The organism is Neobacillus sp. K501, from assembly GCF_053749995.1.
The window spans coordinates 1-21,710 of record NZ_JBSLYA010000010.1 but is presented as its reverse complement, the minus strand read 5'-3'; the positions used below and the strand labels follow the sequence as shown (position 1 = coordinate 21,710).

The following is a 21,710-nucleotide window of genomic DNA, read 5'->3' as shown; positions in this document are numbered from 1 at the left end:
CCTTATCGTGTTGCGATCACAGGAACGTAGTCTCCCTGTGAAATCCCCTCTTTTTCAGAATGAATCTCAACAATTCCATCACTTTTCACGAGTGTTGTAATCAGACCGGATTTACCAATAATCGGTTCCGCCCACCATTCCCCCTCTTTTTCTACTAAACGAACTCGAACATAATCGGCCCGCCCCATAGAGGAAGGAATGTTTTTCGTAATTCGCGCAAAAATCCGATCTGGCTTTTTCGCGATTACTTCCCCTTTTAGCTTACGGAAAATTCTTTCCCCAAAAAGCTTGAAGATAATCATCGCTGAAGCGGGATGACCAGGAAGGCCAATCACCGGTTTTCCATTGGCCATGGCTAGAATAGTTGGTTTTCCCGGTTTAATGGAAATACCATGGACGAACACGCCAGGAGAACCTAAAGATTGAATGACTTCGGTTGTATAATCTTTGGCACCAACCGAGCTGCCACCGGAAAGAATTAAGCTATCCACCTGCTGGTAAAGCTCCTCAGCTCTCTCTTGAAACTCCTGATACTCATCCTTCACAATCCCGCCGTAAACCACATCCATATTCCACTCTCTTGCCAATCCTGCAATCGTTAAAAAATTGATATCGCGAATCTGCCCGGGCAAGAGATTTTCAGTTTGATAGGGAACAATTTCATCGCCTGATGAGATATAGCCTACCTTAAGTTTACGGAAAACGGTTACCATCGTAATCCCTAATGCTGCCAGTGCACCTAACTCCTGAGGACGCAGCATCGTGCCACTAGGAAGAAGAATCTCCCCCTCAAGGATATCCTCACCCGCACGTATAATATTTTCACCTGGTGCCACTTGCTTGTACGTATTTAACAAGCCATCCATGTCTTCGCAATGCTCAATCATCATCACACTATCACTGCCCTGTGGCAGCATTCCCCCAGTCGGAACATACACCGCTTCACCGGGACCAACCTGACAGACAGCCGACTCACCCATTTTCACTTCACCAGTAACGGTTAAAAAACCTGGCATTGATTCGGAAGAGCCATACGTGTCCTTTGCTTTTACCGCATAACCATCGACGGTGGAACGGTCAAAACCAGGAACATTTTCCTTTGCAGTGACAGGCACCGCTAATATATAGTGAAGAGCTTCTTCCAGTGGCCGAACCTCGGTTGTAGTGATCGCAGGAATCAGAGCATCAATTAAGGCGAAGGTTTCTTCCACCGTTTTCACTTTAAAAAATTGCATGATCCCTTACATCCTTTCTTGCTCGGCCCATTTTTTTGCCTCTTCATATTCATTTGGGTGGTTCATGTTGAAAAAGATGCGCTCAAGGTCAAGCTGGCATAGGGCACGCAATTCCGTTTCCGTCAGGTAAAGGACATTAAGGTCGTCCAAAAGATGTTTCATGCGAAGACGTCCATCCGCAATTGAATGCTCGATTTTATTGGCTGTTTCTTTTTTAAAAACAGAGAATAACGGGTGCTGTTTTCCATTGATAACTGGTACGACTGCATCATAGTGGCTGCAATTATTCACAAGGGCGTTCGCAAGCTCCACAGAAATAAACGGCATATCGCAGGCCACCACAAAGTTTACTTCAAAGTCTGAAACCTCAAGTCCCGCATGAACACCAGCTAGTGGCCCCATTCCTGGATATTGGTCTTCCACCATTTTTAACCCCAAAAATTTGTATTGTTCAGGCTCATTGGTTACAAGAATAATATCGTCAAAGAGAATCTTAAGCTTGTCTGCGATTCTTTCAATATTTGTTTTTTCGTTTATTTTTAAGAGCGCCTTATTTGTGCCCATTCTGCTCGATTTTCCACCTGATAAAATAATAGCCGCAGCTTTCATCCCAACAGCACCTTCTTTAGTTCATCAATTTTTTCTCGCCAACCGCCTGATAACCATTCTCTTGTGCAACAAAATCTAAATGGATCGTATTCAAATCCAGCATTGCGGCCGTTGGTTTATTTAAATATTGTCTTGTATCTATCACTTTAATATACCCTTTGCAGTCATCGCAAACTTGGATTTGTGATGCAGCATCTCCTTCAACCGTGATAAACTGCATGGTTTTGTGGTCTTCGTTCCCGCAATGGACACATTCGAGACGACGTGCATGCCAATGGGCAAGACAGCGTGGACATTGCATCACTTTCTTGCCTTCGTCTTCAAGAACAGCGAGTCTAGCTGGTTCACCACAAACGGGGCAACCCGCACCATGGACGCCATGATGAATTTCATGCTGTACTTTTTCAGCGGTTAGCTGCAGATAAGGGCGAAGGGCCGTCTCAGCAAGAAATTGCGGGATCCATTCTTCTAAGCTATGCTCCTTCGCAAAACCTGCAAAATATAGACTATTGAAGGTAAATGCCTCATCAATCCAACGGATCGCTGTTTCTTCATCTAGTAGATTTTCTACCCCAGCAAGCTTTGCTTCAAGCTCGGGAATAGCCTTTATTAATAGACTGTTTATTTCTTCTATCCACTGTAAAACTAGTGAAATATCAAAATGAATGGCCGTTAATGCAGCTGCTGGCACTCCAGCAGCTATGGCTGCTTTATCTAAATTAGGCTGAATCGCATCTGGATTCAGGCTACCCTTCCACTGTTCCTGAAGTTTAAAAATTTCCTTTTGCAAAATCTGGTATTCCTTGGAAACAACGGACTTGATCATCGCTGTTGCACCTCTTTCTTATTTTAAAGAAAGGCTGCCCTTTTAGAGACAGCCTCGTGGGTATTTACTTTTCAATCTATCAAGCGCCTTTTTTCTTGTTGTTATTTGGGTCGTCTAGGTCGGGGAAGTTGCCTTTTTTGACTTCTTCCTCATACCATTCTGTATAGTGGTCTTTTGCCCACCATGCAGGGACTTCACCGTTAATTACACCTGTATAGCCTGGTCTTGAGTTCTTATGAATAACACTCAGATAGATGTGACCAACAATAACGGCAATCGCTAGACCAAAGCCAACATTATGGAAAAAGTATCCCCATTGCACTACCGCAGCTGGGAAAAGGTCTGGAAACCACATAGGGAATCCTGAACCAATAATGATAATCGCACAAATAATTTGGAGAATCGAGTTAATTTTTTCACCAGCGTTAAAGAAGGTTTGTCTAACATGTTTAAAATTAAAACCAAACAGCTCTTTCACGAATTCCGTGAAAAATTCCATGTCTCGTTTTTTCCACGTTACAAGCTCTTTCATCCAGCGGAAAAATCCTTTACGGTCAAAAATCAAATAAATAAAAGTTGGCGAGATGAAGGCCACAGCAAATATCCGGTGTAGCAAACGTGCATTTGCCGGACCGCCAAGCACGGGATAAAGCCAATCAAAAAACTCCGTATACATTGGCAATGCTGTAATATAGAGGGCAAAGAATGAAATCGCATTGATTGCATGTGCCCAAACGAAAGCTTTTGAAAAACGCTTTACGTTCACTTCAGGTTGAATCGGTTTACTCATGGCTGCCACCTCCATTTTCTTCCTCGTGGTCTTTGCCTTTTTTATTAAATATCTTGTTCGTTACAAATGCTCCTACCAGGGCCATACTCGTAGCACCAAGCATCATTTTGCCCAGTGGCTGCGCATAGTCCTTCCAAAGAACGGCGGAAGTCGGAACTTTAGGGTTTTCAGGTAGCCCGTATACAGACGGCTTTTCTGCTAATACGTAAACCGTATGGGTACCACCTACCCCCTGTGGGTTATAGACCATGGCATTAGGATAACGATCCTTAATCTCCTTCACACGCTGCTCTGCCTTTTTAATCATTGCGGCTTTATCGCCAAATTCCATTGCTCCGGTATGGCAAGTCGTAACGCAGGCAGGCTGCAAGCCTTCTTCAAGACGATCGGTACACATCGTACATTTATGAGCTTTTCGATATTTATCGCCATTTTTATCGACATATTCCTTAAGAGAAATAACATCAAACGGACAGTTTTGCACACAATAGCCACAGCCAACACATGTGTCCTGATCAATGACAACGGTGCCGAAATCGGTGTAGCTAATCGCATTTTCTGGACAAACCTTTTCACATGCTGCGTCCGTACAATGGAAACAAGCAGAATGACGGAAAAGATAGTCAAGATCTCCTTTGGAGTTTTCATGCTCAATATACTGCAAGACATTCCATGTATCAGCCGTAGTTTTCATATGTGATTGGGCACTACCTAAGAAGTCTTGTGGTTCAGCCGGAAGGTCATTCCAGTTTTTACAGGCTACCATACAAGCCCGACAGCCGTCACATTTGGTAACATCAACAAATTTCACATATTCCGTAGCCATTAGTCAGCCCTCCTTACGTCACAGAGGAATGCCTTATATTCAGGAATCGTTGTGTTGGCATCCCCGATATGCGGCGTCAAGCGATTTGCTGTATCCCCAGTTGCAATACCTTTGTAGCCAAAATGCCATGGCATTCCGATTTGGTGAACTTTCTTACCATTTATGGTGTGTGGCTTAAAGCGCTTCGTCACCATCGCAAATGCTTTGACCTCTCCTCGAGCGGAGCTGACAATAATTTTGTCTTTATTGTTAATGCCTTTTTCTTTTGCTAATTCTTCACTGATTTCCACATACATATGTGGAACAAGCTCTGATAACCATTCCTGGTTACGCGTCATTGAACCGGACTGCCAGTGTTCACTAACCCGGTAGGTAGTTGCTACAATCGGATAGTCCGCCTTAAAGCCGCGCTTATTGAAATCACCCTCAAACAACTGAATAACTGGGTTAATTTCCTGGCTTGAGAAGGCATTCGGTACTGGGCTTTCGTATGGTTCATAGTGCTCAGGGAATGGACCGTCATTTAAGGTTGGTGCGTACAATCCGCCCACACCATCATTCATCATAATAAATGGATCGGCAAAACCTGGATCCGTTGGCTTCTTAGTCGGCGGGAAGTCAGGTACATCATATCCCACCCATTTTTGCTGCAGGTCATCAAACCAGATTACTTCTTTTTCCTTGCTCCATGGCTTACCACTTGGATCAGCAGAGGCACGGTTATAAAGAATCCGGCGGTTCATTGGCCATGCATATGACCAGTTTAGATACATGCTTAAACCGGTATCTTTGTTGTCTCGGTTTTTGGAACGGTTCTTGCCTTCTTCCGGATAGAAACCGCAATAAATCCAGTTCCCACTGCAGGTTGAACCGTCATCCTTTAGATTGCCGAAGCCATTGATTAGCTTTCCAGTATTGACATCATAACCGTTGATTTCCTTACAAATAAGATCAATATCAGGATGATGACCTTCGCCATAGTTCCAATAAAGGGCATTGATTGGCTTAGCTGCAGGGCCTTCTTCATTCTTATAAAGGTTTTTAATCCGTGTTGTTAGCTCATGAATGATTTCTAAATCCGCTTTGGACTCTCCAAGCGGCTTAATTGCCTGCCAGCGGTACTGCATCCAGCGTGAACTGTTCGAGATACTTCCTTCTTTCTCATAAGAGGAACATGCTGGAAGAAGGAAAACCTCGGTATTAATTTTCGAAGGGTCGCTGCCTGCTTCGGTTTGCCAGAACGCTGATGTTTCTGTTTCCCAAAGGTCAACGGCAACTAACCACTTCAAGTTTGAAAGTGATTCTTTTTCTTTTCCGGCATTCGGCCCGCCGACAACTGGGTTTGTCCCAAAGAGGAAGGCACCCTCTAGTTCACCCCTATACATCGCATTAAACAAGTTGATGTGTGAGTAGTTTTTATTACCCTTAGGCAAATAGTGATAGCCAAATTCATTATCTGCTGTGGCATTAGGACCATACCAAGCCTTTAATAGGCTGACGATGAATTTCGGTTTATTGCTCCAATAGCCGGTTTTAGGTGTTTCTTTTGCTAAGTGTCCTGCAAGAGTAGCATTCTCTGGAATGGCTGTAGGTGCATTTAAATATCCAGTCAGGTTGTTGTATAACAAGCCAAAGTCCGTTGAACCTTGAACGTTGGATTCCCCGCGCAATGCGTTAATACCGCCACCAGGTAAGCCCATATTTCCTAAAAGAAGTTGCAGGATTGCATAGGCACGGACATTTTGTGTCCCTACAGTATGCTGGGTCGTTCCCATCGCATAAAGGATCGTTCCTGATTTTCCGACTTTACCGGTTGAACAGAACGCTTCACAAACCTTTAAGTAGTCTTCTTTTGATGTACCTGTTACAGCTGTAACAGTATCTACATCATAACGGGAATAGTGCTTTTTCATTAATTGGAAGACAGAACGAGGATGTTGTAATGTTTCATCCTTTACGGCGGTTCCATCTTCATTCTTTTCCCATGCCCACTGAGTTTTATCATAGGTACGCTTTTCTTGGTTATAGCCTGAGAACAAGCCGTCTTCGAATTTATAGCTTTCTTTGACAATAAAGCTTGCATTCGTATATTTAGCCACATACTCTTTGTGAATTAAATCATGATCGAGCGCATATTTAATCATCCCGCCAACAAACGGTATATCCGTACCGGAACGAAGCGGTGCGTACACATCAGCCATTGACGATGTTCGAGTAAAACGAGGGTCAACGCTGACAATTTTTCCGCCTTTGTCCTTGGCTTTTGTTAACCATCTAAAGCTGATTGGATGATTCTCAGCAGGGTTTGCACCCATGATTAATGCACAATCCGTATACTGCAAATCATTCCAATGATTGGTCATTGCTCCACGACCTACTGAAGGTGCCAGACCGGCAACCGTAGAACTATGTCATATTCGTGCCTGGTGCTCTAAATAAGTGACACCAAGCCCTCTCATCATTTTTGCGAGCAGGTATGTCTCTTCATTATCAAGAGCTGCTCCGCCAAGACTAGCAATCGCCTCGGTCTTATTTACCATCATGCCATTTTCAGTTTCAACAAATGTTTTGTCGCGCGTTGCTTTCGTACGTTTGGCAATGGTTTCATACATCCATTCCCAATCTTTTTCTTCCCACTTATTGCTTCCAGGAGCACGATAGAGCGGTTTCTTTACTCGTTTTTCAGAAGTATATAACTGCCTGATCGTTGTTCCTTTACTACATAGCTTACCTTCGTTTATTGGATTATCCGGATCCCCTTCCGTATAAACCACTGTGTTATCTTTTGTGTGGATTAAAATTCCACAGCCAACGCCGCAAAAACAGCAAATGGTCGGTGTGACCGTTGATTTTTCAATTTTAAATTCTTTCGTCTTGGCATAGGCCTTTTTCTCGTTAAAACCTAATTCAACGACAGCTAAGGTTGCCGCTGTTGCCCCAGACAATTTCAAAAATTTCCGGCGGTTTAAGTTGATTTCAACCATTTCTCTAACTCCTCCCAAAATTAAAATAGAACATCCCACGAAAAGCGGAAGCGCCCCTAGGCGCTGTAGCTAGACACAGTTTTAATTCTTTAATTCCCCCTTCAATGCATCACGACAGCGGTTTCATTTAAATCATTTTGAACTCTTCCTGTTGAAGTGTAGATATTGGCCATTTTCCCTCTTAAATAGCCAACAACCTCAATATTTAAATATTTAGCCAGTTGAACAGCCTGCTTTGTCGCTGCTGTTCGTGAACCAATGACAGGAAAACCAAATTTCGCTGCTTTGGAAAGCATTTCATATGAAACCCTCCCGGTTGTAAGTAAAAGTAACCGGTCCGGTTGTAAATGATTTCGAAGTGCGTGGCCAATAATCTTGTCCACTGCATTGTGCCGGCCGATATCTTCGCGAACGGTTATCGCTCCAGACTCGTCAACAATACAGGCACCGTGCATGCCGCCTGTTTCAAGGTATAGCGGTGAATTTTGCGCAAATTCACTGCGTTTTTTCAATAAATAGCTCAACGGGTGTGTTTGTCCTGAGTTCACTTTTTCAAAGCTCTTAACGTCTGTCATGGAAAAAAATGTGACCCCGCGGCCGCAACCAGCTGTGTAATGCTTCTTTTTTGAAAACATTTCTTCTTCGTTAAAGCCATTCCCGAGGTTAACATGGATGCTGGCCATTTCCTCATGAATGGTAATGGCATCAATTTCATCCGCTCCCTGAATAAAACCTTCAGAAAACAAATAACCATAGGTCCAATCTTCAAGATCTTGATTCGTTAATTGAAAGACAGCAACTTCATATCCGTTCACCACTAACGTAATCGGATACTCATCGGGGCAACCTTTGCGGTTCATTGTTTTCCCCACCTTTCAGGAATTAATATTTAACTTATACATTGTAAGCTTCGTAAAATTTACTCACAGCGATATTCATCACATTTCGTAAAAAAAACGAACTCTAATTGCAAACGCTTACAAATAATGGTTGTAATTTATGTACTATGATATGTCCTAAGGACGACCTAGAATGTAAGATATATCACAAATAAATAGGTATTTAGTGTACTAAACTTAAATTGTTCCTTTTCTGTCAACATTCAAAGTAAGCGGATATCCTGACCATAAATACTGCTATATTTTTGCATTTGAATTATAATAAGAATAGTTTTATAACTTTCTTCTAGGAGGAGTACATATGACCATTAAGAAGGTAATGACAATTGCAGGTTCTGATACGAGCGGCGGTGCCGGGATTCAAGCAGATTTAAAAACGTTTCAAGAGCTAGGAGTTTATGGTATGACGGCCCTTACCACCATCGTAACGATGGATCCAAAGGGTTGGCATCACAGTGTGTTTCCGATTTCTGTTGACACGGTTCGACCACAAATTGATACGATTCTATCTGTTGGCATTGACGCAATGAAAACAGGCATGCTTGCTACGGTTGAAATGATCGAATTAACAGCAAAAGTGATTGATGAAAATAAATTGGAGCGTGTTGTCATCGACCCTGTTATGGTATGTAAGGGGGAAGATGAAGTTTTAAACCCGGAAACAGCTGATGCGATGCGGGAACTATTGTTACCACGTGCGTTAGTTGTCACTCCAAACCTATTTGAAGCAGGGCAACTGGCACAAACAGGTCCCGTTCGTACATTGGAGGATATGAAGGCAGCCGCAGTCAAAATCCATGATTTAGGGGCGAAAAATGTCGTAATTAAAGGCGGCAGCAAGCTATTAACAGAGGAAAAGTCCATCGACTTGCTTTATGATGGAAAAGATTTTACTGTATTTGAAACAGAAAAATTTGAAACGTCCTTTACCCATGGGGCAGGATGTACTTTTGCATCTGCGATTACTGCAGAGATTGCGAAGGGCAGCTCCGTACAAGAGGCTGTGGAAACAGCGAAGGAATTTACCTCTGCAGCGATCAGCCAAGGCTTCCGCTTAAATGAATTTGTCGGCCCTACCTGGCATGGAGCCTACCGCAGCGCCAAAGGCGAATTCTGTGAAGACTGCTAATAAAAATGATTAAAGCCGAATCCTATATTCGGCTTTTTTCCTTTATTTAGCTATGATATTTTTTAAGCAAGGATTTCGCTTTTTCAAAGTGATTTTAGTATGATAGTTACATTATTAAATACACTTGTTTTATGAATCCTTCACAGGGAAAGGGGGCTTATAGTTTGGAACCAATTAAAGGTTATCAAAAGGTCCAAGAGGAGATCAACCGCTTTGCCAATCAGGATGTTTATATCCACCTTGAAACAACGAACGGCGCCTATGCATCCCATCATGATCAAACCTTCTTTTCAGCAGGTGCCTATATCCGCAATGCAAAAGTACGTTATCAATATGGAAAAATTACAGGGAATGACCCTTATCGAATTGGCCTAAAAATGGATATTGGCTGGATTTACGCGGAGGGGCTTACTCACTTTGAAGTGGATGACGAGGACCGCTTATTAATCGCAGGTCACGATTATCAAGGCAAATTGGCAGTAGCACTTGAAATCAGCAAGACACCGTTCGAATAACTTAGTAGGAAAGGAGGATTTTTAATGGAAAAAGAACGTCAGGTTTTAGTCGTCTTCCCTCATCCGGATGACGAGGCTTTCGGAGTATCAGGAACGATTGCCACTCATATCGAAAATGGAACTCCTGTTACTTATGCCTGTTTAACATTAGGCGAAATGGGACGCAATATGGGAAATCCCCCTTTCACGACAAGAGAAAATCTCCCTAAAATTCGTAGGGGAGAATTAAAAGCGGCAGCCAGTGCGTTAGGTATTCAAGATTTAAGAATGCTCGGCTATCGCGATAAAACCGTAGAATTCGAGGATGAAGAAGCGATAACCAATGTGATGTCTTCGCTTATCGCAGATGTTAATCCTTCCCTTATCATCACGTTTTATCCTGGCTATTCCGTCCATCCTGATCATGATGCCACCGGTGCGGCCGTAGTGCGGGCTGTAGAACGGATACCGGCTGCTGCACGGCCGAAGCTACATTGTGTGGCGTTCTCGAAAAATTGCGTGGAAGAGCTTGGCGAGGCGGATATTATCAATAATATTACCCCGGTTGCCAAGAAAAAACTCGCTGCCATCCAGGCACATCGCTCGCAAACGGAAGCAATGTTTACAGACGTCGAGGAAAAACTTAAAAACCAAGACCCGCAAATTATGGTCTGGATTAACAACGAACGCTTTTGGACATATAAATTCAATAGCTAAACATCTTTGGTCACATAGAGTCCTCTCTACGTGACCATTTTTGCAAAAATACTCTTTCCCGGGAACGTAGACCCTTAAAACTTTGTATTCAACAATGAACATAGCCGGCACCAATCAAGGATGATGATCTTTCGTGACTTCATTTCGATGATTCCATCCTTTTTCAACTTTGAAAAAACACGACTAACACTTTCTCTTGTTGTTCCAACAACCGTAGCAAATTCTTGAACCGTTAACGGGATTTCAATCCCCCATCTTGTGCTCGAAGTATTAAACTTAGTCCCCAACCGCTCTAGCGTCTTAACCGTTTTGGCATAGACATCGAGCAATGCAACATCCCTTAACGTTGAAGTCATTTCGCGGAGGGAATCACTCATATAGCGAATCATCTGCATCGAAAGCTCTGGATTTTCCCACAGCCCCTTCTCTAATTCCAATTTATCTAAAAATAACAGCTCACCCTCCTGAAGCATTGTCGCTGTCGCAGGATAGAGCTCAGATGTCTTGGAAAAGAGGCAGGCTTCCGCAAACACATCCCCCTTTTGCTTAATACAAACAATCACTTCATTGCCGTTTTCATTCTGTTTGGTGAGTTTTACCGTGCCTGATTGAACAAAGTAAACTCCCTGAGCAATTTCATCCTCATGAATCACCTGATCACCCTTTTGTAAGGAAAACCGTTGAATCCGTTTTTTTATAAGCTGAAGTGAATTTCCTGATAAGTCCTTAAAAAACACAATTTTCCTGAGCAGATCACCTGTTTTCATGTCAGGAATGACATTTAAATGCGGATCCTCTAAAAAATCTAGCGGCTTCAAGTTATCCCTCCTTATTACTCCAATTCCATTTTATTTTCCATTGTAAAAGATATTTTGTGGATACGTAGTGATGCTTTTCACAAAACGTTCATTTTTAAATGCCTTAATCTAGCAAGCCCTTTCACAAAAAGTTCAAACTCATCTAAAAATGTGTGCGGTACGTCACAAATTTACCGTTGATTTCTCATTAGGATGAAATTGTTCAATATACAGAAGGAGGGGGAAGTATGAATAAGGCAATTATCCACTTTGCCATAAGCTTGGTCCTTGGCTTTGGACTTGGATATCTCGTGTTTGGCGTCATTTTGGATGACTCAGATAAGCAGCCAGAAACAGCACAAACAGAGACAACAGAAGAAACAACGTCAGCTACAGAGGAAAAGAAAGAACCGACTGAGGAAACAGCATCTGTTGATGACAACAATATTTTAAACAGTAAAGGCTGCCTAGGCTGTCACGCTGTTGATTCATTAGGATTAAAAGGCGGTGCAACGGGTCCAGACCTTTCAAAGGCATTTGAAAATGTGGAAGGTAAGCATGGCAAATCGATCGACGAGTTTTTAAAAGAGCCAACTTCAGCAGTCATGTCCAGTGTGATCGGCGGAAGTCCACTATCTGATGAAGAACGCACGCAAATCGTTGATTTACTTAAACAAGCATCTGAAAAATAAAAAGGTGGTGTCATGATGAAGAAATGGGTTCCAATCGCTTCGGGATTACTTGCTGGCTTTGTTGCCGCAACGATTTCGTTTGCTGATTTTTCAAAGTCAACAAACAATGAAACTGCCTCAGGCAGCACAAAAAGCGATGCAGAAAAGGTTTATGTTCCCTTTGGCGAAAAGGATGATTATTATCTATTCGCTTCTGGCGGCCACTCTGGCCAAATGTTTATCTACGGTGTTCCGTCGATGCGTCATATTCGTACCGTACCGGTATTCTCACCAGATTCAGCCACAGGTTATGGTTTTGATGAGCACTCGAAAGAAATGATGGGTGGTTACACTTGGGGTGACCTTCACCATCCGGCTTTCTCAGAAACAAATGGTGACTATGACGGGAAATATATGTTTGCAACGGATGTCGGTAACAGCCGTGCAGCCGCTATGAATCTAGAAACATTTACTGTTCGAGATATTATTGAAGTTCCAAATACGAGCGGGCCTCACTGTGCAGCGTTCGTTACCGAAAATACAGAGTATATGTTCCTGCCAACACGTTTTGCTGTGCCACTAGGATCTGAATATAAAACATTGGATGAATATAGCGAACAGTACCGCGGGGTAATGTCGGCGGTAACCTTTGACCAAAACAGCGAAAAGCTAAACATTGCCTATCAAGTAGCACTTCCACCATGGTCATATGATTTATCAGATGCAGGTAAGAAAAGCTCAGCTGATTGGGCGGTTATGACTACTTATAATACGGAAGAAGCAACAACCAATCTTGAAATCAATGCCTCCCAGGCAGACCGTGACTTTATCGTTCTTTTTAACTGGAAAGAGTTAGAGCAAATGGTGAAGGACGGTAAGTACGAGGATATCGGCGGTCAAAAAATGATTTTCCCTGAAAAGCAAAAGGGCGGAATTTACTTAATTCCAGTAGCGAAATCACCACATGGTGTCGACGTTACACCTGATGGAAAACACTTTATCGCATCTGGTAAGCTTGCCCCTGCGATGACGGTATTTTCTTTTGAAAAGGCATTTGAAGCGATTAAAAAAGGTGATTTCTCCGGAGAACGTAACGGTATTCCAATCATTAAATATGAGTCTGTCATGGAAAAAGAAGTGAACCCTGAAAACGCTCTTGGACCGCTTCACACACAATTTGATGACAAAGGCATGGCCTATACAACAATGTTTATCTCTTCTGAAATCGTGAAATGGGATCCGAAAACAGGTGAAACCTTAGACCGTGTACCGGTTCAATATTCTCCTGGACACTCCGTAGCTGCAGAGGGTGACACCGTCGCACCAGATGGCAAGTGGATCATTGCCCTCAACAAAATAGCAAAAGACAGCTACTTGTCTGTTGGTCCATCACATCCAGAGTCGATGCAATTAATTGATATCAGCGGCAAAATGAAGGTGATTCAATCTTCACCAGTTAACCCTGAACCGCACTACGCACAAATGATTAAAGCGGACAAAATTAAAACCATCGAAGTCTATGAGAAAAATGAAAAGAATGAACATGCAATCTACAAGCAGGAAGATGCAAAGATTGTCCGCAACGGTAATAAGGTCGATGTTTATGGAATCGCGATGCGTTCGAAATTCATCTTTGATGCCAAAGCAGAACGTCCTGATGTGATTGAAGTGAATGAGGGAGATGAAGTCACCATCCATCTCACCAATATTGACTTTGATGAAGACATTACCCACGGATTTGCGATTAACAGCTATGACATGAACATTGAAGTACAGCCTGGCCAAACAAATACAATCAAATTCACAGCCAACAAGGCCGGTACATTCCCATTATACTGTACAAACTTCTGTTCAGCTTTACACCAAGAAATGACTGGTTACTTCCTTGTTAAGCCAAAAAACTAAATGAAATGGAGTGGGTATCAAGTTTTTGGTACCCCTTCCCTTTTCTTAAGTTTCTACCATAAAAGGAGTGGTTAACTTGAATGCTAAGAAACTATCAATTGGATCATCATTATTATTGGTACTTGCAGCAGTCTTAATTGTTATTTCATTATTTTTCCCATGGTGGAAAATGCTCTTTTTGGCACCCCAGTATCCTGAAGGATTAAATATTATCGTTTATCCGAATAAACTTGAAGGTGAAATCGATATTGTTAACGGTCTAAATCACTATATCGGGATGAAAAACTTTAGTGAGGAAAATTTCCCTGAACTTCAGTATCTCTCCTATATCATTGGCGGGTTAGCAGCACTTACACTTATCACTGCTCTGCTTCGAAAAAAAGCTGTACTTTATGGATTAATCGCTGTGTTTGTCATTGGCGGTCTGCTTGGCGTGTATGATCTTTACAGTGCCCTTAAAGATTACGGTACAGACCTTAGCCCAACGGCACCGATTCAAATGGATCCTTTTATTCCACCCATTATCGGGCATAATACAATCGCAAACTTTGAAACAACCAGTATGCTTGGGATCGGCACTTATTTCGTCATTGCCGCCTTTATTCTTTTATTAATTCCGTTATGGAAGGATCGAAAAAAATGAAACAACTAACGCTCTTTCTTTTCGTTTTCACTCTCTTTTTGATCATCAGCCCTGAGAAAAATAGCGCAGCTGAAAACCTGCAAGCCATGATTAATAGCTTGGAAGAAGGAGCAGTTTTGAAGCTAGACGATAGAACCTACGAGGGCAATATTGTCATTAACAGGCCTGTTACCATTATCGGTGCAGGTAAAACCGTGATCAAAGGAGATGGAACCGGAAACGTCATCTCCATCAAGGCACCAAAGGTTACGTTACGGAAATTGACCGTTACCGGAAGCAGTATGGACCGCAATTCCCCTGAGGAGTATGCAGGAATAAAAATTCATACGAATGGAAATGTCATTGAGGATATTAAGATCCGTCATTCTTTTCACGGTATCTATCTCAGCCAAGCCCATGAGAATAAAATTCGCTCTGTCGATATTAAAGGGATGGGGAAAGGTGAAATCGCCGCACAGGGCAACGGAATTCATGTTTATTATGCCAATGATAATCTGTTGATCAATAATAAAATTGAAGGAACACGCGATGGCATGTTTTTCGACTATGCGAATAATAATGAAAGCTTTCAAAATAACATTAGCAACACAAGATATGGACTGCACTACATGTATTCCGATAATAACATTTTTAAGAAAAATATTTTTACGATGAACACTGGCGGCGCGGCTGTCATGAATTCCAATGATCTTATTCTCGAAGATAACCAATTTATTGTGAATTATGGCAATCAATCCTTTGGATTATTGCTACTACAGGCGAATGATAATCAAATTCGTGATAATACGTTTTATATGAATCAACGGGGCCTGTACATTGATCAATCCACCCGAAACTTGATACAAGACAATCAAATTATTCAAAACCAAGTGGGGATTGAGCTTTGGTCCAGCTCGAATGAGCAAATTTTTACGCAAAACCGAATTTCTGAAAATACGATTCCCGCCGTTACGATTGGTGGTACGAGCGAAAACAATTTCTGGAGCAAAAGCGGCAAAGGGAATGACTGGGGAACCTCCTTCCCGCTCACCGATTTAAACCAGGACGGCATAGGGGATTTTCCGATAAGCTATCAATCTTCTTTATATGAATTACTAGAAGATCAAGAATTAACCTATTTATTTTTAAAAAGGCCTGCCGTCAGCATTTATGAAAAAATAAATGGTCTGTTAAAGGATGAAGAAGTCATGTTTCATGATCCACATCCACTGACCGAAGCAAAAAGAGGCAGGCCTGCCCTGCTTTACGGTGTAATCGGGCTGTTGGCTGTGCTGATTTTACTAAAGGGGAGACATATACGATGCATTACATTTGGAAGGAATGGAAGGAAAACATAAGAGGAAAAGGATTATGGCTGGCATTAAGCATTATCGTTCTCATTTCAGTTAGTATTTTGTTTCGTTCTACTGCCCTTTCATTTGATAAAGGATTCTATGTCCTCTTAATTAATCTATTTGATACGATTATTTATTTTATCCCAATCCTTTGCTTGTTTATTGGCGCCTTTTCGATTTTTCAAGAAAAGGAACAAAAGACGTTAATCATGTTGTTAACAAAAAAGGACAGTTATACAAGCTTTCTGGTGCGGAAAAGCCTCGGGCTTTACTCGGTCGTCTTGCTGCCGTTGATCGCCTGGTTTTTTATCTATCTCCTGTTACTTAAGTTTCATTTTCAGCTAGATGTTAAAGGCTATTTCATTTTTGTGATCGCGATTATCACGATGGCGCTCGTATTTTTGCAGATGGGGGCAGCGGTTGGCAGCTTTAGCCGCTCTCGGATGCAAATTATCGGCTATACAATTTTTATTTGGTTCTATTTTTTCTTCCTGCATGACTTTATCCTGCTCTCATTTTTACCTGACGTCACCTATGAAAATGTAAAAGGATTCTCAAGTATCTATTTTTTAAATCCACTGCAGTCTGTGAGAATGTTTTTAGAAACGTGCATGGGTGTTTATTCCTTTGGCCATATGTCCCGGTTATTGCAAGCCTTTATGTGGACGAAGCCGGTATTCTTCCTGCTTGGAAATCTCATCTTCTGGCTAGCTGTTTCCGTAACGGCGGCAATCGTGTTTCACCGCAAGGAGGGATATGAATGATTAAAGTAACCAATTTAAACCAAGCCTTCGGAAAAAAGAACGTACTTGATTCGATTAATATTGAGATTAACCGAAATGAAATTTGTGCCTTAGTTGGCCGCAATGGCGCGGGGAAATCAACGTTTATTAATAGTCTGCTTGGTATTCTTCCTGTTAAGGGTGGAGAAATTGCCATTAACGGAATCAAGGTTAATAAAAAAACCAGCGACTGGAAAAAGGCCATTGCCTATCTGCCAGAAAAGTTCATGCTATATCCAATGCTGACCGGTCTTGAGAATATCACGTTTTTTGCCGAGGCTGTCTCTAAAACAGCGGATTTGGAACGAATCGAGAAGATATTGAAGTCTGTAAGTCTGTGGGATGACCGCGATGTCCAAGTAAAGAAATATTCCAAAGGGATGCTTCAGCGCCTCGGACTCGCGATTACACTGTATCAGGATTCTAGCATTCTCATTCTCGATGAACCAACAAGCGGAATTGACCCGCTGGGAAGAAAGGAAATTTTGGAAGTGTTAAAGTCGCTGCACGATAAAACGATTCTCCTTTCCTCTCACCATCTCGATGAAATTAAACAGGTGTGCACCCATGTAGCCTATTTAGATAATGGAAGAATGTCCAAATATACCGTAGAGGAATTCTTATTGACGCATAATTTAGGAGGAAGCGAATCATGAAGAAAGCGATAATGCTGACCGTACTGCTATTGATCGGGCTACTTACAGGCTGCAACGCCGGCCCTGACTATAAGGTAGAAGTAACAAAGCCGATTTATTTCCAAAAAGCCGCAACCGTTGAGGTGGAAATCACCGAGAATGATAAAGCCGTCGAAGGACTAGAGGTTAAAGCCGAATTTTCAATGAAAAATATGGATCATGGCAGCAATGAAGTGGAATTAACAGATGTGGCTGAGGGTAAATATTCTGGCAAGGTTGACCTCACGATGGCCGGGAAATATGAAATTGTCTTTACGCTAGAAAAAGATGGCGAGACGTCAGAAGAGATTATCGAGTACGAGGTTAAAAAATCGGAGGGTGTGGCCTCGATTAATGGGAAGTGGATTACCGAGGAAGACTTAACATTCTATAAATTTATTAATTCTCTACAACTGGCCATGAACCGCGAAACCGATCAAAAGCGCTATACCGGTAAGGAGCTTGAGGGAGCATTAGCTTATTGGGATTCACAAGAAAAGCTGATCGAGGATAAAAATCAATTATTAACCCAAATTATCCGCCTGCGTGCAATGGCAATGCTTGCTGAAGAAAAGGGTCATAAAGTATCTGACATGGAGATTGACACGGAAATCGAAAAAGTCCGTAACCAATACAGTCAGTTTGAATCCGCTAAAGCGATGATCAGCGAGTATGGTGAAGAGCAGTTTTGGAAGATTGAACAGCAGCAATATCAATTAATTGTCCTCTCCCAAAAGGTACAAAAAGACTTAATCGACCAAGTGAAAAAGGAAAATCCAACGATGGGCGAGCAAGAAGTGATGTTCCAAGCCGAAAAAAAATACGAAGAACTGCTTGTTTCCCAAGTGAACTCGTTAGAGATTGTCATTCTATAAAAAATAGGCCATCAGCGGCCTATTTTTTATACGTTAAGGTATAAAATTTTAGCACTGAAGATATCTCGACGTAGTTAAAATTTTTAGGAATTAAGTATAAGTGCAACTAGGCAATCGCCTGCCCTAACGGTTGGCGCTAGCCAAGTTTTCTTTAAGTCGTTTCTGGTATGTTTAAAATTTTTATCGTTTTAAAGCCGATATTGACTTTATAGTTTAAATCCCAGTTGCTGCTAAGTACTTCGAGTTCGTGTTCTTGGACGGAAAACCGAATCATCACATCATTGTCTTCATCAATGACCACATAGGAGTTTTTATTGGAATAAATCTGGAATGATGAATGGGCAATCAACGTCCAGCCAAATTGTAAGGCATTACTTTTTGTACTCATAAAAACTCCCCCTGTCCACTTATCTATTTCAAATTACTTACTAACACGCGATACAGTTTATCATCGGCCGCATCGGGATTCCCTCTGCCATCGGTATTATTGCTGACAAAATATAAATAATCACCATTAACGTAAATATCACGGATTCTTCCTAAGCCCGTGATCACGGCTCTCGTTGTCAGCTTATCCAAAACATATTCACGGATCGCCTCGCCTCTGAGAGCCGCCACATACAACTTCCCGTTGTAAGCAGCCATTCCAGAAGGAGCCCAGGTTTCATCTCCAGATTGAAATAGCGGTGTCTCCATTCCGGTTTTCTGTTCTGTTCCTTGGATGACAGGCCAGCCATAATTCGCACCCGGTTTAATCCGGTTCACTTCATCATGGGCGGATTGACCATGCTCACTTGCATAAAGTGAATCACCAATCCAAACCAGCCCTTGAGGGTTTCGATGGCCATAACTATAAACATAGGAATTCGGAAAGGGATTGTCGGTTGGAATTGAACCATCCAGATTCATTCTGAGGATTTTCCCATTTAATGACGTTAAATCCTGCGCTGATTCTGGAATCGTTGCATCACCTGTCGTAATATAAAGCTTGCCGTCAGGACTGATTTTCAACCTGCCACCATGATGGTAAGCCGCACTTGGAATACGATCGAGCAGGATTTTTCCTTCCGACCACTGCTTGCCATCATAATCGAGAATGACAACACGATTAAATTGCCTTTGTCCATCATCCGAATACGTATAATAAGCAAACGCTTGTTGATTTTGTGTAAAGTTAGGATCGAGGACAAAGCCTAATAGTCCGGCTTCAGCTGCCTTAGCAAGCGGCTTAGCCAGGCTAACCTGTTGTCGTTCCATGTTGCCATTTTCAATTTTCACGATGCTCCCTGTCCGCTCGCTTAAATAGAAAACCTCATTAAGCTGATTAATCGACCAAGGAACCTGAAGATGATCCGCGACCACTTCCAGCTCTGGCTGAAGAACTACCGCCTCATCCTCCTGCTGATCATTAGGAGGCACTTCTTCTTTTTCAAAAAAAGAACAGCCTGACAACGCGATGACAATTGCTAACAAAATGGAACCAACTTTGAACATAAATCCCCTTCCTTTCTAAAACTATAAAACTTCAAGGATGGCTGTGGCAACGCCGCTTTCGTTGTTGGTGTCCGTTATACAATCACAGATTGCTTTGATTTCATAGGCAGCATTCCCCATAGCTACTGCACGTCCGGCGCGCTCAAGCATCGAAACATCATTGTAGCTGTCACCAATCGCCATCGTGTCTGCTAATTCCACACCGATTGCGTTAACAAATGCCTCAAGGGCAATTCCCTTTTGCGCTTCTTTATTGGTAATTTCCAAATTCTCATGACCAGATGAGGCAACTTCGAGGTTTCCCCAATTTTTTAGAACTTTGGCTACATTATCTAGTTTTTCCGCATCCATTGAAAAAGCAAGTAATTTACAAATTTGATGTTCATCATTATTAAAAAGAAGCTCATAGTCTTCAATTTCGTCGACTAACCCATCACGGATACGGGAACTTGCGGCATAGGTCACTTCCTCACGATCCATTTCAGGATTGGCACTTAAAACGATGTCAACAAGAACGGTAACGGCTTTTTCTTTATCGAGGGTAAATGTCCCTTGGTTTGTATACACTTCAAAATAAATCTCTTGTTTATGTAGGGCTTCAGCAACTCTTCTTGCTGTTTGTTTATCGATTGGCGTGGAAGAAACAATCTCTCCGTTAACAGAGCGTACCTCTGCACCATTGACACAAATCACCGGGCATTGTAATCCTGCTTCATCTAATACATAACGCGCTTCTTGATAAGAACGTCCAGTCGCAACAACGACCTCGACTCCTTGTGCCTGTGCTTTTAACACGGCCTGTTTATTTTCTTCGGTAATTTTCTGATAGGAATTTAATAATGTCCCATCCATATCTGTTGCAATACACTTAATCATGTTTTCACCTGTTTCTATTTTTTCGTTATTGCCATTCTAACATGATTACTCCAACATTATCGCCTATTTGCACTCGTTAAATACTTGCTACCTTCACGAATACTTAATGGTGCCAACGGATTACCATCGATAAACAGCCTAACGGATTCAGGAGTCGTTTTCGAATATTCCCTCAAGGCCCAGCCAATCGCTTTTTGAATAAAAAACTCTTTGCTGTCAGCATTTTTTATGATGTATTGATAAAGAAGTACTTCATTCGTTTGCTGTTTATATTTTAATTGAAATAAAATTGCCGCTCGTCTTAGCCACATATTTTCATGCGTCGACCAGCCATTGATCGTTTCTTCAATGACTTCAGGGTTTTGAAGCGCAACCTGGCCAACCGCCTTTGGACCAATCACATCGACGGTATCCCACCAGGATTTCGTTGTGATTAATTTTTCAAAGAAGGAAATGTCCTCTTTTTGCAGTTTTTTCAGTGATTTCTCAATGTAATCTAAAGCTACATTCTGATATTCTCGTTCATCCATTTCCCAAAGCGCCCAAACAAAATCCTTGTTAAATGGTTGCTTTAAGATTCCTGTCTCTTTGAAAAATTGCTTCTCTAATTCTCGTCTTTCCGGTGTCTTAACCCCGAAGTAAGGGAATTGGTTCCTCATATATTTTTTCATATAAAAGGCGTTCTCATCGTTACGGCGTTCTTCCAACATTTTTGTCAGCAGCGTAATCATCTTTCCATCTCCTTCCTTTCAAGTCTAGCGAATTTCAAAGCTCGGTTGCAACTAACTGATGCATAAAGGATTAGGGGAACGCCAAACTAAAGATGAAAGGGGTGTAGATTCATGACAAAAAAATATAATAAAGGCAGTAATAATCAAAATGCACCACAGGCAGGGCATGAAGAGGCTGAGTTTGCAGCTGAGTTTGTCAGCGGGGATAACAGCAAGGGGAATAAACGCAATCAAAAAAGTCAGCAAAGTAAAACAAATCCGCATTAAAGAAGAAGAAGCCGGCTTTTGTGAATGAGGTGACCCCCAAAAGTTAGAGTTTTATATTAAGCTGCTAATTGGCTGGTATGGATACGGTATTGAACCGGACTCATGCCTGCCAATTTTTGTTTTATACGCTTGTTATTATAATATTTGATATA

General features: G+C 41.9%; 24 protein-coding genes. 11 read left to right on the top strand and 13 right to left on the bottom strand.

Translation table 11 applies throughout. The features are described from left to right. Positions 1–2: 2 nt before the first annotated feature. From ACWM35_RS19780 to fdhD, 7 genes are all read right to left on the bottom strand, one after another. Complete coding sequence (locus tag ACWM35_RS19780) at positions 3–1,235, bottom strand: molybdopterin molybdotransferase MoeA (protein ID WP_454820599.1); 1,233 nt, start codon at positions 1,233–1,235, stop codon at positions 3–5. A gap of 6 nt (positions 1,236–1,241) precedes the next feature. Then, positions 1,242–1,844 (bottom strand): molybdenum cofactor guanylyltransferase, encoded by a 603-nt coding sequence (gene mobA / locus ACWM35_RS19775; protein WP_454820598.1) that lies wholly within the window; start codon positions 1,842–1,844, stop codon positions 1,242–1,244. A 16-nt stretch (positions 1,845–1,860) separates the two neighbouring features. Beyond that, positions 1,861–2,670: a formate dehydrogenase accessory protein FdhE gene (locus tag ACWM35_RS19770; RefSeq protein WP_454820597.1), complete on the bottom strand. Its 810-nt coding sequence runs from the start codon at positions 2,668–2,670 to the stop codon at positions 1,861–1,863. A 79-nt stretch (positions 2,671–2,749) separates the two neighbouring features. Beyond that, on the bottom strand, positions 2,750–3,460 hold the full coding sequence (locus tag ACWM35_RS19765) for a formate dehydrogenase subunit gamma (RefSeq protein WP_454820596.1): 711 nt from the start codon (positions 3,458–3,460) through the stop codon (positions 2,750–2,752). Next, complete coding sequence (locus ACWM35_RS19760) at positions 3,453–4,286, bottom strand: 4Fe-4S dicluster domain-containing protein (RefSeq protein ID WP_454820595.1); 834 nt, start codon at positions 4,284–4,286, stop codon at positions 3,453–3,455. Before ACWM35_RS19760 ends, ACWM35_RS19765 begins: the two co-directional genes overlap by 8 nt. Continuing rightward, positions 4,286–7,261: a formate dehydrogenase-N subunit alpha gene (gene fdnG, locus ACWM35_RS19755; RefSeq protein ID WP_454820768.1), complete on the bottom strand. Its 2,976-nt coding sequence runs from the start codon at positions 7,259–7,261 to the stop codon at positions 4,286–4,288. The genes ACWM35_RS19760 and fdnG overlap by 1 nt, the downstream gene beginning before the upstream one ends. Positions 7,262–7,371: 110 nt before the next feature. After that, a complete protein-coding gene (gene fdhD, locus ACWM35_RS19750; protein WP_454820594.1) occupies positions 7,372–8,130 on the bottom strand; it encodes a formate dehydrogenase accessory sulfurtransferase FdhD in 759 nt (252 codons plus the stop codon). A 340-nt stretch (positions 8,131–8,470) separates the two neighbouring features. On the opposite strand from fdhD, the gene pdxK reads away from it, so the two are divergent. The 3 genes from pdxK to bshB2 all read left to right on the top strand — a co-directional run bounded on the left by pdxK (position 8,471) and on the right by bshB2 (position 10,509). Next, positions 8,471–9,298, top strand: coding sequence for a pyridoxine/pyridoxal/pyridoxamine kinase (pdxK, locus tag ACWM35_RS19745; protein WP_454820593.1), 828 nt, complete (start codon positions 8,471–8,473; stop codon positions 9,296–9,298). Positions 9,299–9,462: 164 nt separating this feature from the next. Then, positions 9,463–9,813 carry a YojF family protein gene (locus tag ACWM35_RS19740; protein WP_454820592.1) on the top strand — a complete coding sequence of 117 codons (351 nt, stop codon included), beginning with the start codon at positions 9,463–9,465 and terminating at the stop codon, positions 9,811–9,813. 24 nt (positions 9,814–9,837) lie between these two features. Continuing rightward, positions 9,838–10,509, top strand: coding sequence for a bacillithiol biosynthesis deacetylase BshB2 (gene bshB2 / locus ACWM35_RS19735; RefSeq protein WP_454820591.1), 672 nt, complete (start codon positions 9,838–9,840; stop codon positions 10,507–10,509). 74 nt (positions 10,510–10,583) lie between these two features. Here the strand turns inward: bshB2 and ACWM35_RS19730 are convergent, their stop codons facing one another. Then, entirely contained in the window at positions 10,584–11,327 is a 744-nt protein-coding gene (locus tag ACWM35_RS19730) for a Crp/Fnr family transcriptional regulator (RefSeq protein WP_454820589.1), read from the bottom strand. Positions 11,328–11,554: 227 nt separating this feature from the next. Between ACWM35_RS19730 and ACWM35_RS19725 the strand changes: the two genes are divergently transcribed. The 7 genes from ACWM35_RS19725 to ACWM35_RS19695 all read left to right on the top strand — a co-directional run bounded on the left by ACWM35_RS19725 (position 11,555) and on the right by ACWM35_RS19695 (position 18,190). Then, a complete protein-coding gene (locus ACWM35_RS19725) occupies positions 11,555–11,998 on the top strand; it encodes a cytochrome C (RefSeq protein ID WP_454820588.1) in 444 nt (147 codons plus the stop codon). Positions 11,999–12,010: 12 nt separating this feature from the next. After that, complete coding sequence (gene nosZ, locus ACWM35_RS19720) at positions 12,011–13,882, top strand: Sec-dependent nitrous-oxide reductase (protein ID WP_454820587.1); 1,872 nt, start codon at positions 12,011–12,013, stop codon at positions 13,880–13,882. A 76-nt stretch (positions 13,883–13,958) separates the two neighbouring features. Continuing rightward, positions 13,959–14,525, top strand: a complete 567-nt coding sequence (locus tag ACWM35_RS19715) for a hypothetical protein (RefSeq protein WP_454820586.1) — start codon at positions 13,959–13,961, stop codon at positions 14,523–14,525. Further along, entirely contained in the window at positions 14,522–15,862 is a 1,341-nt protein-coding gene (gene nosD, locus ACWM35_RS19710; protein ID WP_454820585.1) for a nitrous oxide reductase family maturation protein NosD, read from the top strand. Before ACWM35_RS19715 ends, nosD begins: the two co-directional genes overlap by 4 nt. After that, complete coding sequence (locus ACWM35_RS19705) at positions 15,826–16,623, top strand: ABC transporter permease (protein ID WP_454820584.1); 798 nt, start codon at positions 15,826–15,828, stop codon at positions 16,621–16,623. The genes nosD and ACWM35_RS19705 overlap by 37 nt, the downstream gene beginning before the upstream one ends. Continuing rightward, complete coding sequence (locus ACWM35_RS19700) at positions 16,620–17,297, top strand: ABC transporter ATP-binding protein (RefSeq protein ID WP_454820583.1); 678 nt, start codon at positions 16,620–16,622, stop codon at positions 17,295–17,297. Before ACWM35_RS19705 ends, ACWM35_RS19700 begins: the two co-directional genes overlap by 4 nt. Further along, positions 17,294–18,190: a FixH family protein gene (locus tag ACWM35_RS19695; protein WP_454820582.1), complete on the top strand. Its 897-nt coding sequence runs from the start codon at positions 17,294–17,296 to the stop codon at positions 18,188–18,190. The genes ACWM35_RS19700 and ACWM35_RS19695 overlap by 4 nt, the downstream gene beginning before the upstream one ends. 151 nt (positions 18,191–18,341) lie before the next feature. On the opposite strand, the gene ACWM35_RS19690 is transcribed toward ACWM35_RS19695, so the two are convergent. Genes ACWM35_RS19690 through ACWM35_RS19675 form a run of 4 tightly spaced genes read right to left on the bottom strand, consistent with a single transcriptional unit; the run spans position 18,342 to position 21,291 of the window. Next, entirely contained in the window at positions 18,342–18,578 is a 237-nt protein-coding gene (locus ACWM35_RS19690; protein ID WP_454820581.1) for a hypothetical protein, read from the bottom strand. 23 nt (positions 18,579–18,601) lie between these two features. Continuing rightward, the gene (locus ACWM35_RS19685) at positions 18,602–19,684 is read right to left on the bottom strand and encodes a PQQ-dependent sugar dehydrogenase (RefSeq protein WP_454820580.1); all 1,083 of its coding nucleotides are present in this window, start codon (positions 19,682–19,684) and stop codon (positions 18,602–18,604) included. Positions 19,685–19,705: 21 nt separating this feature from the next. Next, positions 19,706–20,560, bottom strand: coding sequence for an HAD family hydrolase (locus ACWM35_RS19680; RefSeq protein ID WP_454820579.1), 855 nt, complete (start codon positions 20,558–20,560; stop codon positions 19,706–19,708). Between the two features lie 56 nt (positions 20,561–20,616). Beyond that, on the bottom strand, positions 20,617–21,291 hold the full coding sequence (locus ACWM35_RS19675) for a DNA alkylation repair protein (RefSeq protein ID WP_454820578.1): 675 nt from the start codon (positions 21,289–21,291) through the stop codon (positions 20,617–20,619). Between the two features lie 111 nt (positions 21,292–21,402). Here ACWM35_RS19675 and ACWM35_RS19670 point away from each other — a divergent pair, with 111 nt between their 5' ends. Beyond that, positions 21,403–21,558, top strand: a complete 156-nt coding sequence (locus ACWM35_RS19670; RefSeq protein ID WP_454820577.1) for a hypothetical protein — start codon at positions 21,403–21,405, stop codon at positions 21,556–21,558. 56 nt (positions 21,559–21,614) lie between these two features. Here the strand turns inward: ACWM35_RS19670 and ACWM35_RS19665 are convergent, their stop codons facing one another. Further along, the gene (locus tag ACWM35_RS19665) at positions 21,615–21,707 is read right to left on the bottom strand and encodes an IS3 family transposase (protein WP_454820767.1); all 93 of its coding nucleotides are present in this window, start codon (positions 21,705–21,707) and stop codon (positions 21,615–21,617) included. Positions 21,708–21,710: the final 3 nt, after the last annotated feature.

Coding starts and splice junctions, on each gene's coding strand:
- ACWM35_RS19680 (WP_454820579.1), bottom strand. CDS start 20,560: ATGATTAAGTGTATTGCAACAGATATGGATGGGACATTATTAAATTCC.
- ACWM35_RS19725 (WP_454820588.1), top strand. CDS start 11,555: ATGAATAAGGCAATTATCCACTTTGCCATAAGCTTGGTCCTTGGCTTT.
- ACWM35_RS19770 (WP_454820597.1), bottom strand. CDS start 2,670: ATGATCAAGTCCGTTGTTTCCAAGGAATACCAGATTTTGCAAAAGGAA.
- ACWM35_RS19700 (WP_454820583.1), top strand. CDS start 16,620: ATGATTAAAGTAACCAATTTAAACCAAGCCTTCGGAAAAAAGAACGTA.
- ACWM35_RS19765 (WP_454820596.1), bottom strand. CDS start 3,460: ATGAGTAAACCGATTCAACCTGAAGTGAACGTAAAGCGTTTTTCAAAA.
- ACWM35_RS19695 (WP_454820582.1), top strand. CDS start 17,294: ATGAAGAAAGCGATAATGCTGACCGTACTGCTATTGATCGGGCTACTT.
- nosD (WP_454820585.1), top strand. CDS start 14,522: ATGAAACAACTAACGCTCTTTCTTTTCGTTTTCACTCTCTTTTTGATC.
- ACWM35_RS19685 (WP_454820580.1), bottom strand. CDS start 19,684: ATGTTCAAAGTTGGTTCCATTTTGTTAGCAATTGTCATCGCGTTGTCA.
- ACWM35_RS19675 (WP_454820578.1), bottom strand. CDS start 21,291: ATGATTACGCTGCTGACAAAAATGTTGGAAGAACGCCGTAACGATGAG.
- pdxK (WP_454820593.1), top strand. CDS start 8,471: ATGACCATTAAGAAGGTAATGACAATTGCAGGTTCTGATACGAGCGGC.
- fdhD (WP_454820594.1), bottom strand. CDS start 8,130: ATGAACCGCAAAGGTTGCCCCGATGAGTATCCGATTACGTTAGTGGTG.
- ACWM35_RS19760 (WP_454820595.1), bottom strand. CDS start 4,286: ATGGCTACGGAATATGTGAAATTTGTTGATGTTACCAAATGTGACGGC.
- ACWM35_RS19670 (WP_454820577.1), top strand. CDS start 21,403: ATGACAAAAAAATATAATAAAGGCAGTAATAATCAAAATGCACCACAG.
- bshB2 (WP_454820591.1), top strand. CDS start 9,838: ATGGAAAAAGAACGTCAGGTTTTAGTCGTCTTCCCTCATCCGGATGAC.
- nosZ (WP_454820587.1), top strand. CDS start 12,011: ATGATGAAGAAATGGGTTCCAATCGCTTCGGGATTACTTGCTGGCTTT.
- ACWM35_RS19705 (WP_454820584.1), top strand. CDS start 15,826: ATGCATTACATTTGGAAGGAATGGAAGGAAAACATAAGAGGAAAAGGA.
- mobA (WP_454820598.1), bottom strand. CDS start 1,844: ATGAAAGCTGCGGCTATTATTTTATCAGGTGGAAAATCGAGCAGAATG.
- ACWM35_RS19690 (WP_454820581.1), bottom strand. CDS start 18,578: ATGAGTACAAAAAGTAATGCCTTACAATTTGGCTGGACGTTGATTGCC.
- ACWM35_RS19780 (WP_454820599.1), bottom strand. CDS start 1,235: ATGCAATTTTTTAAAGTGAAAACGGTGGAAGAAACCTTCGCCTTAATT.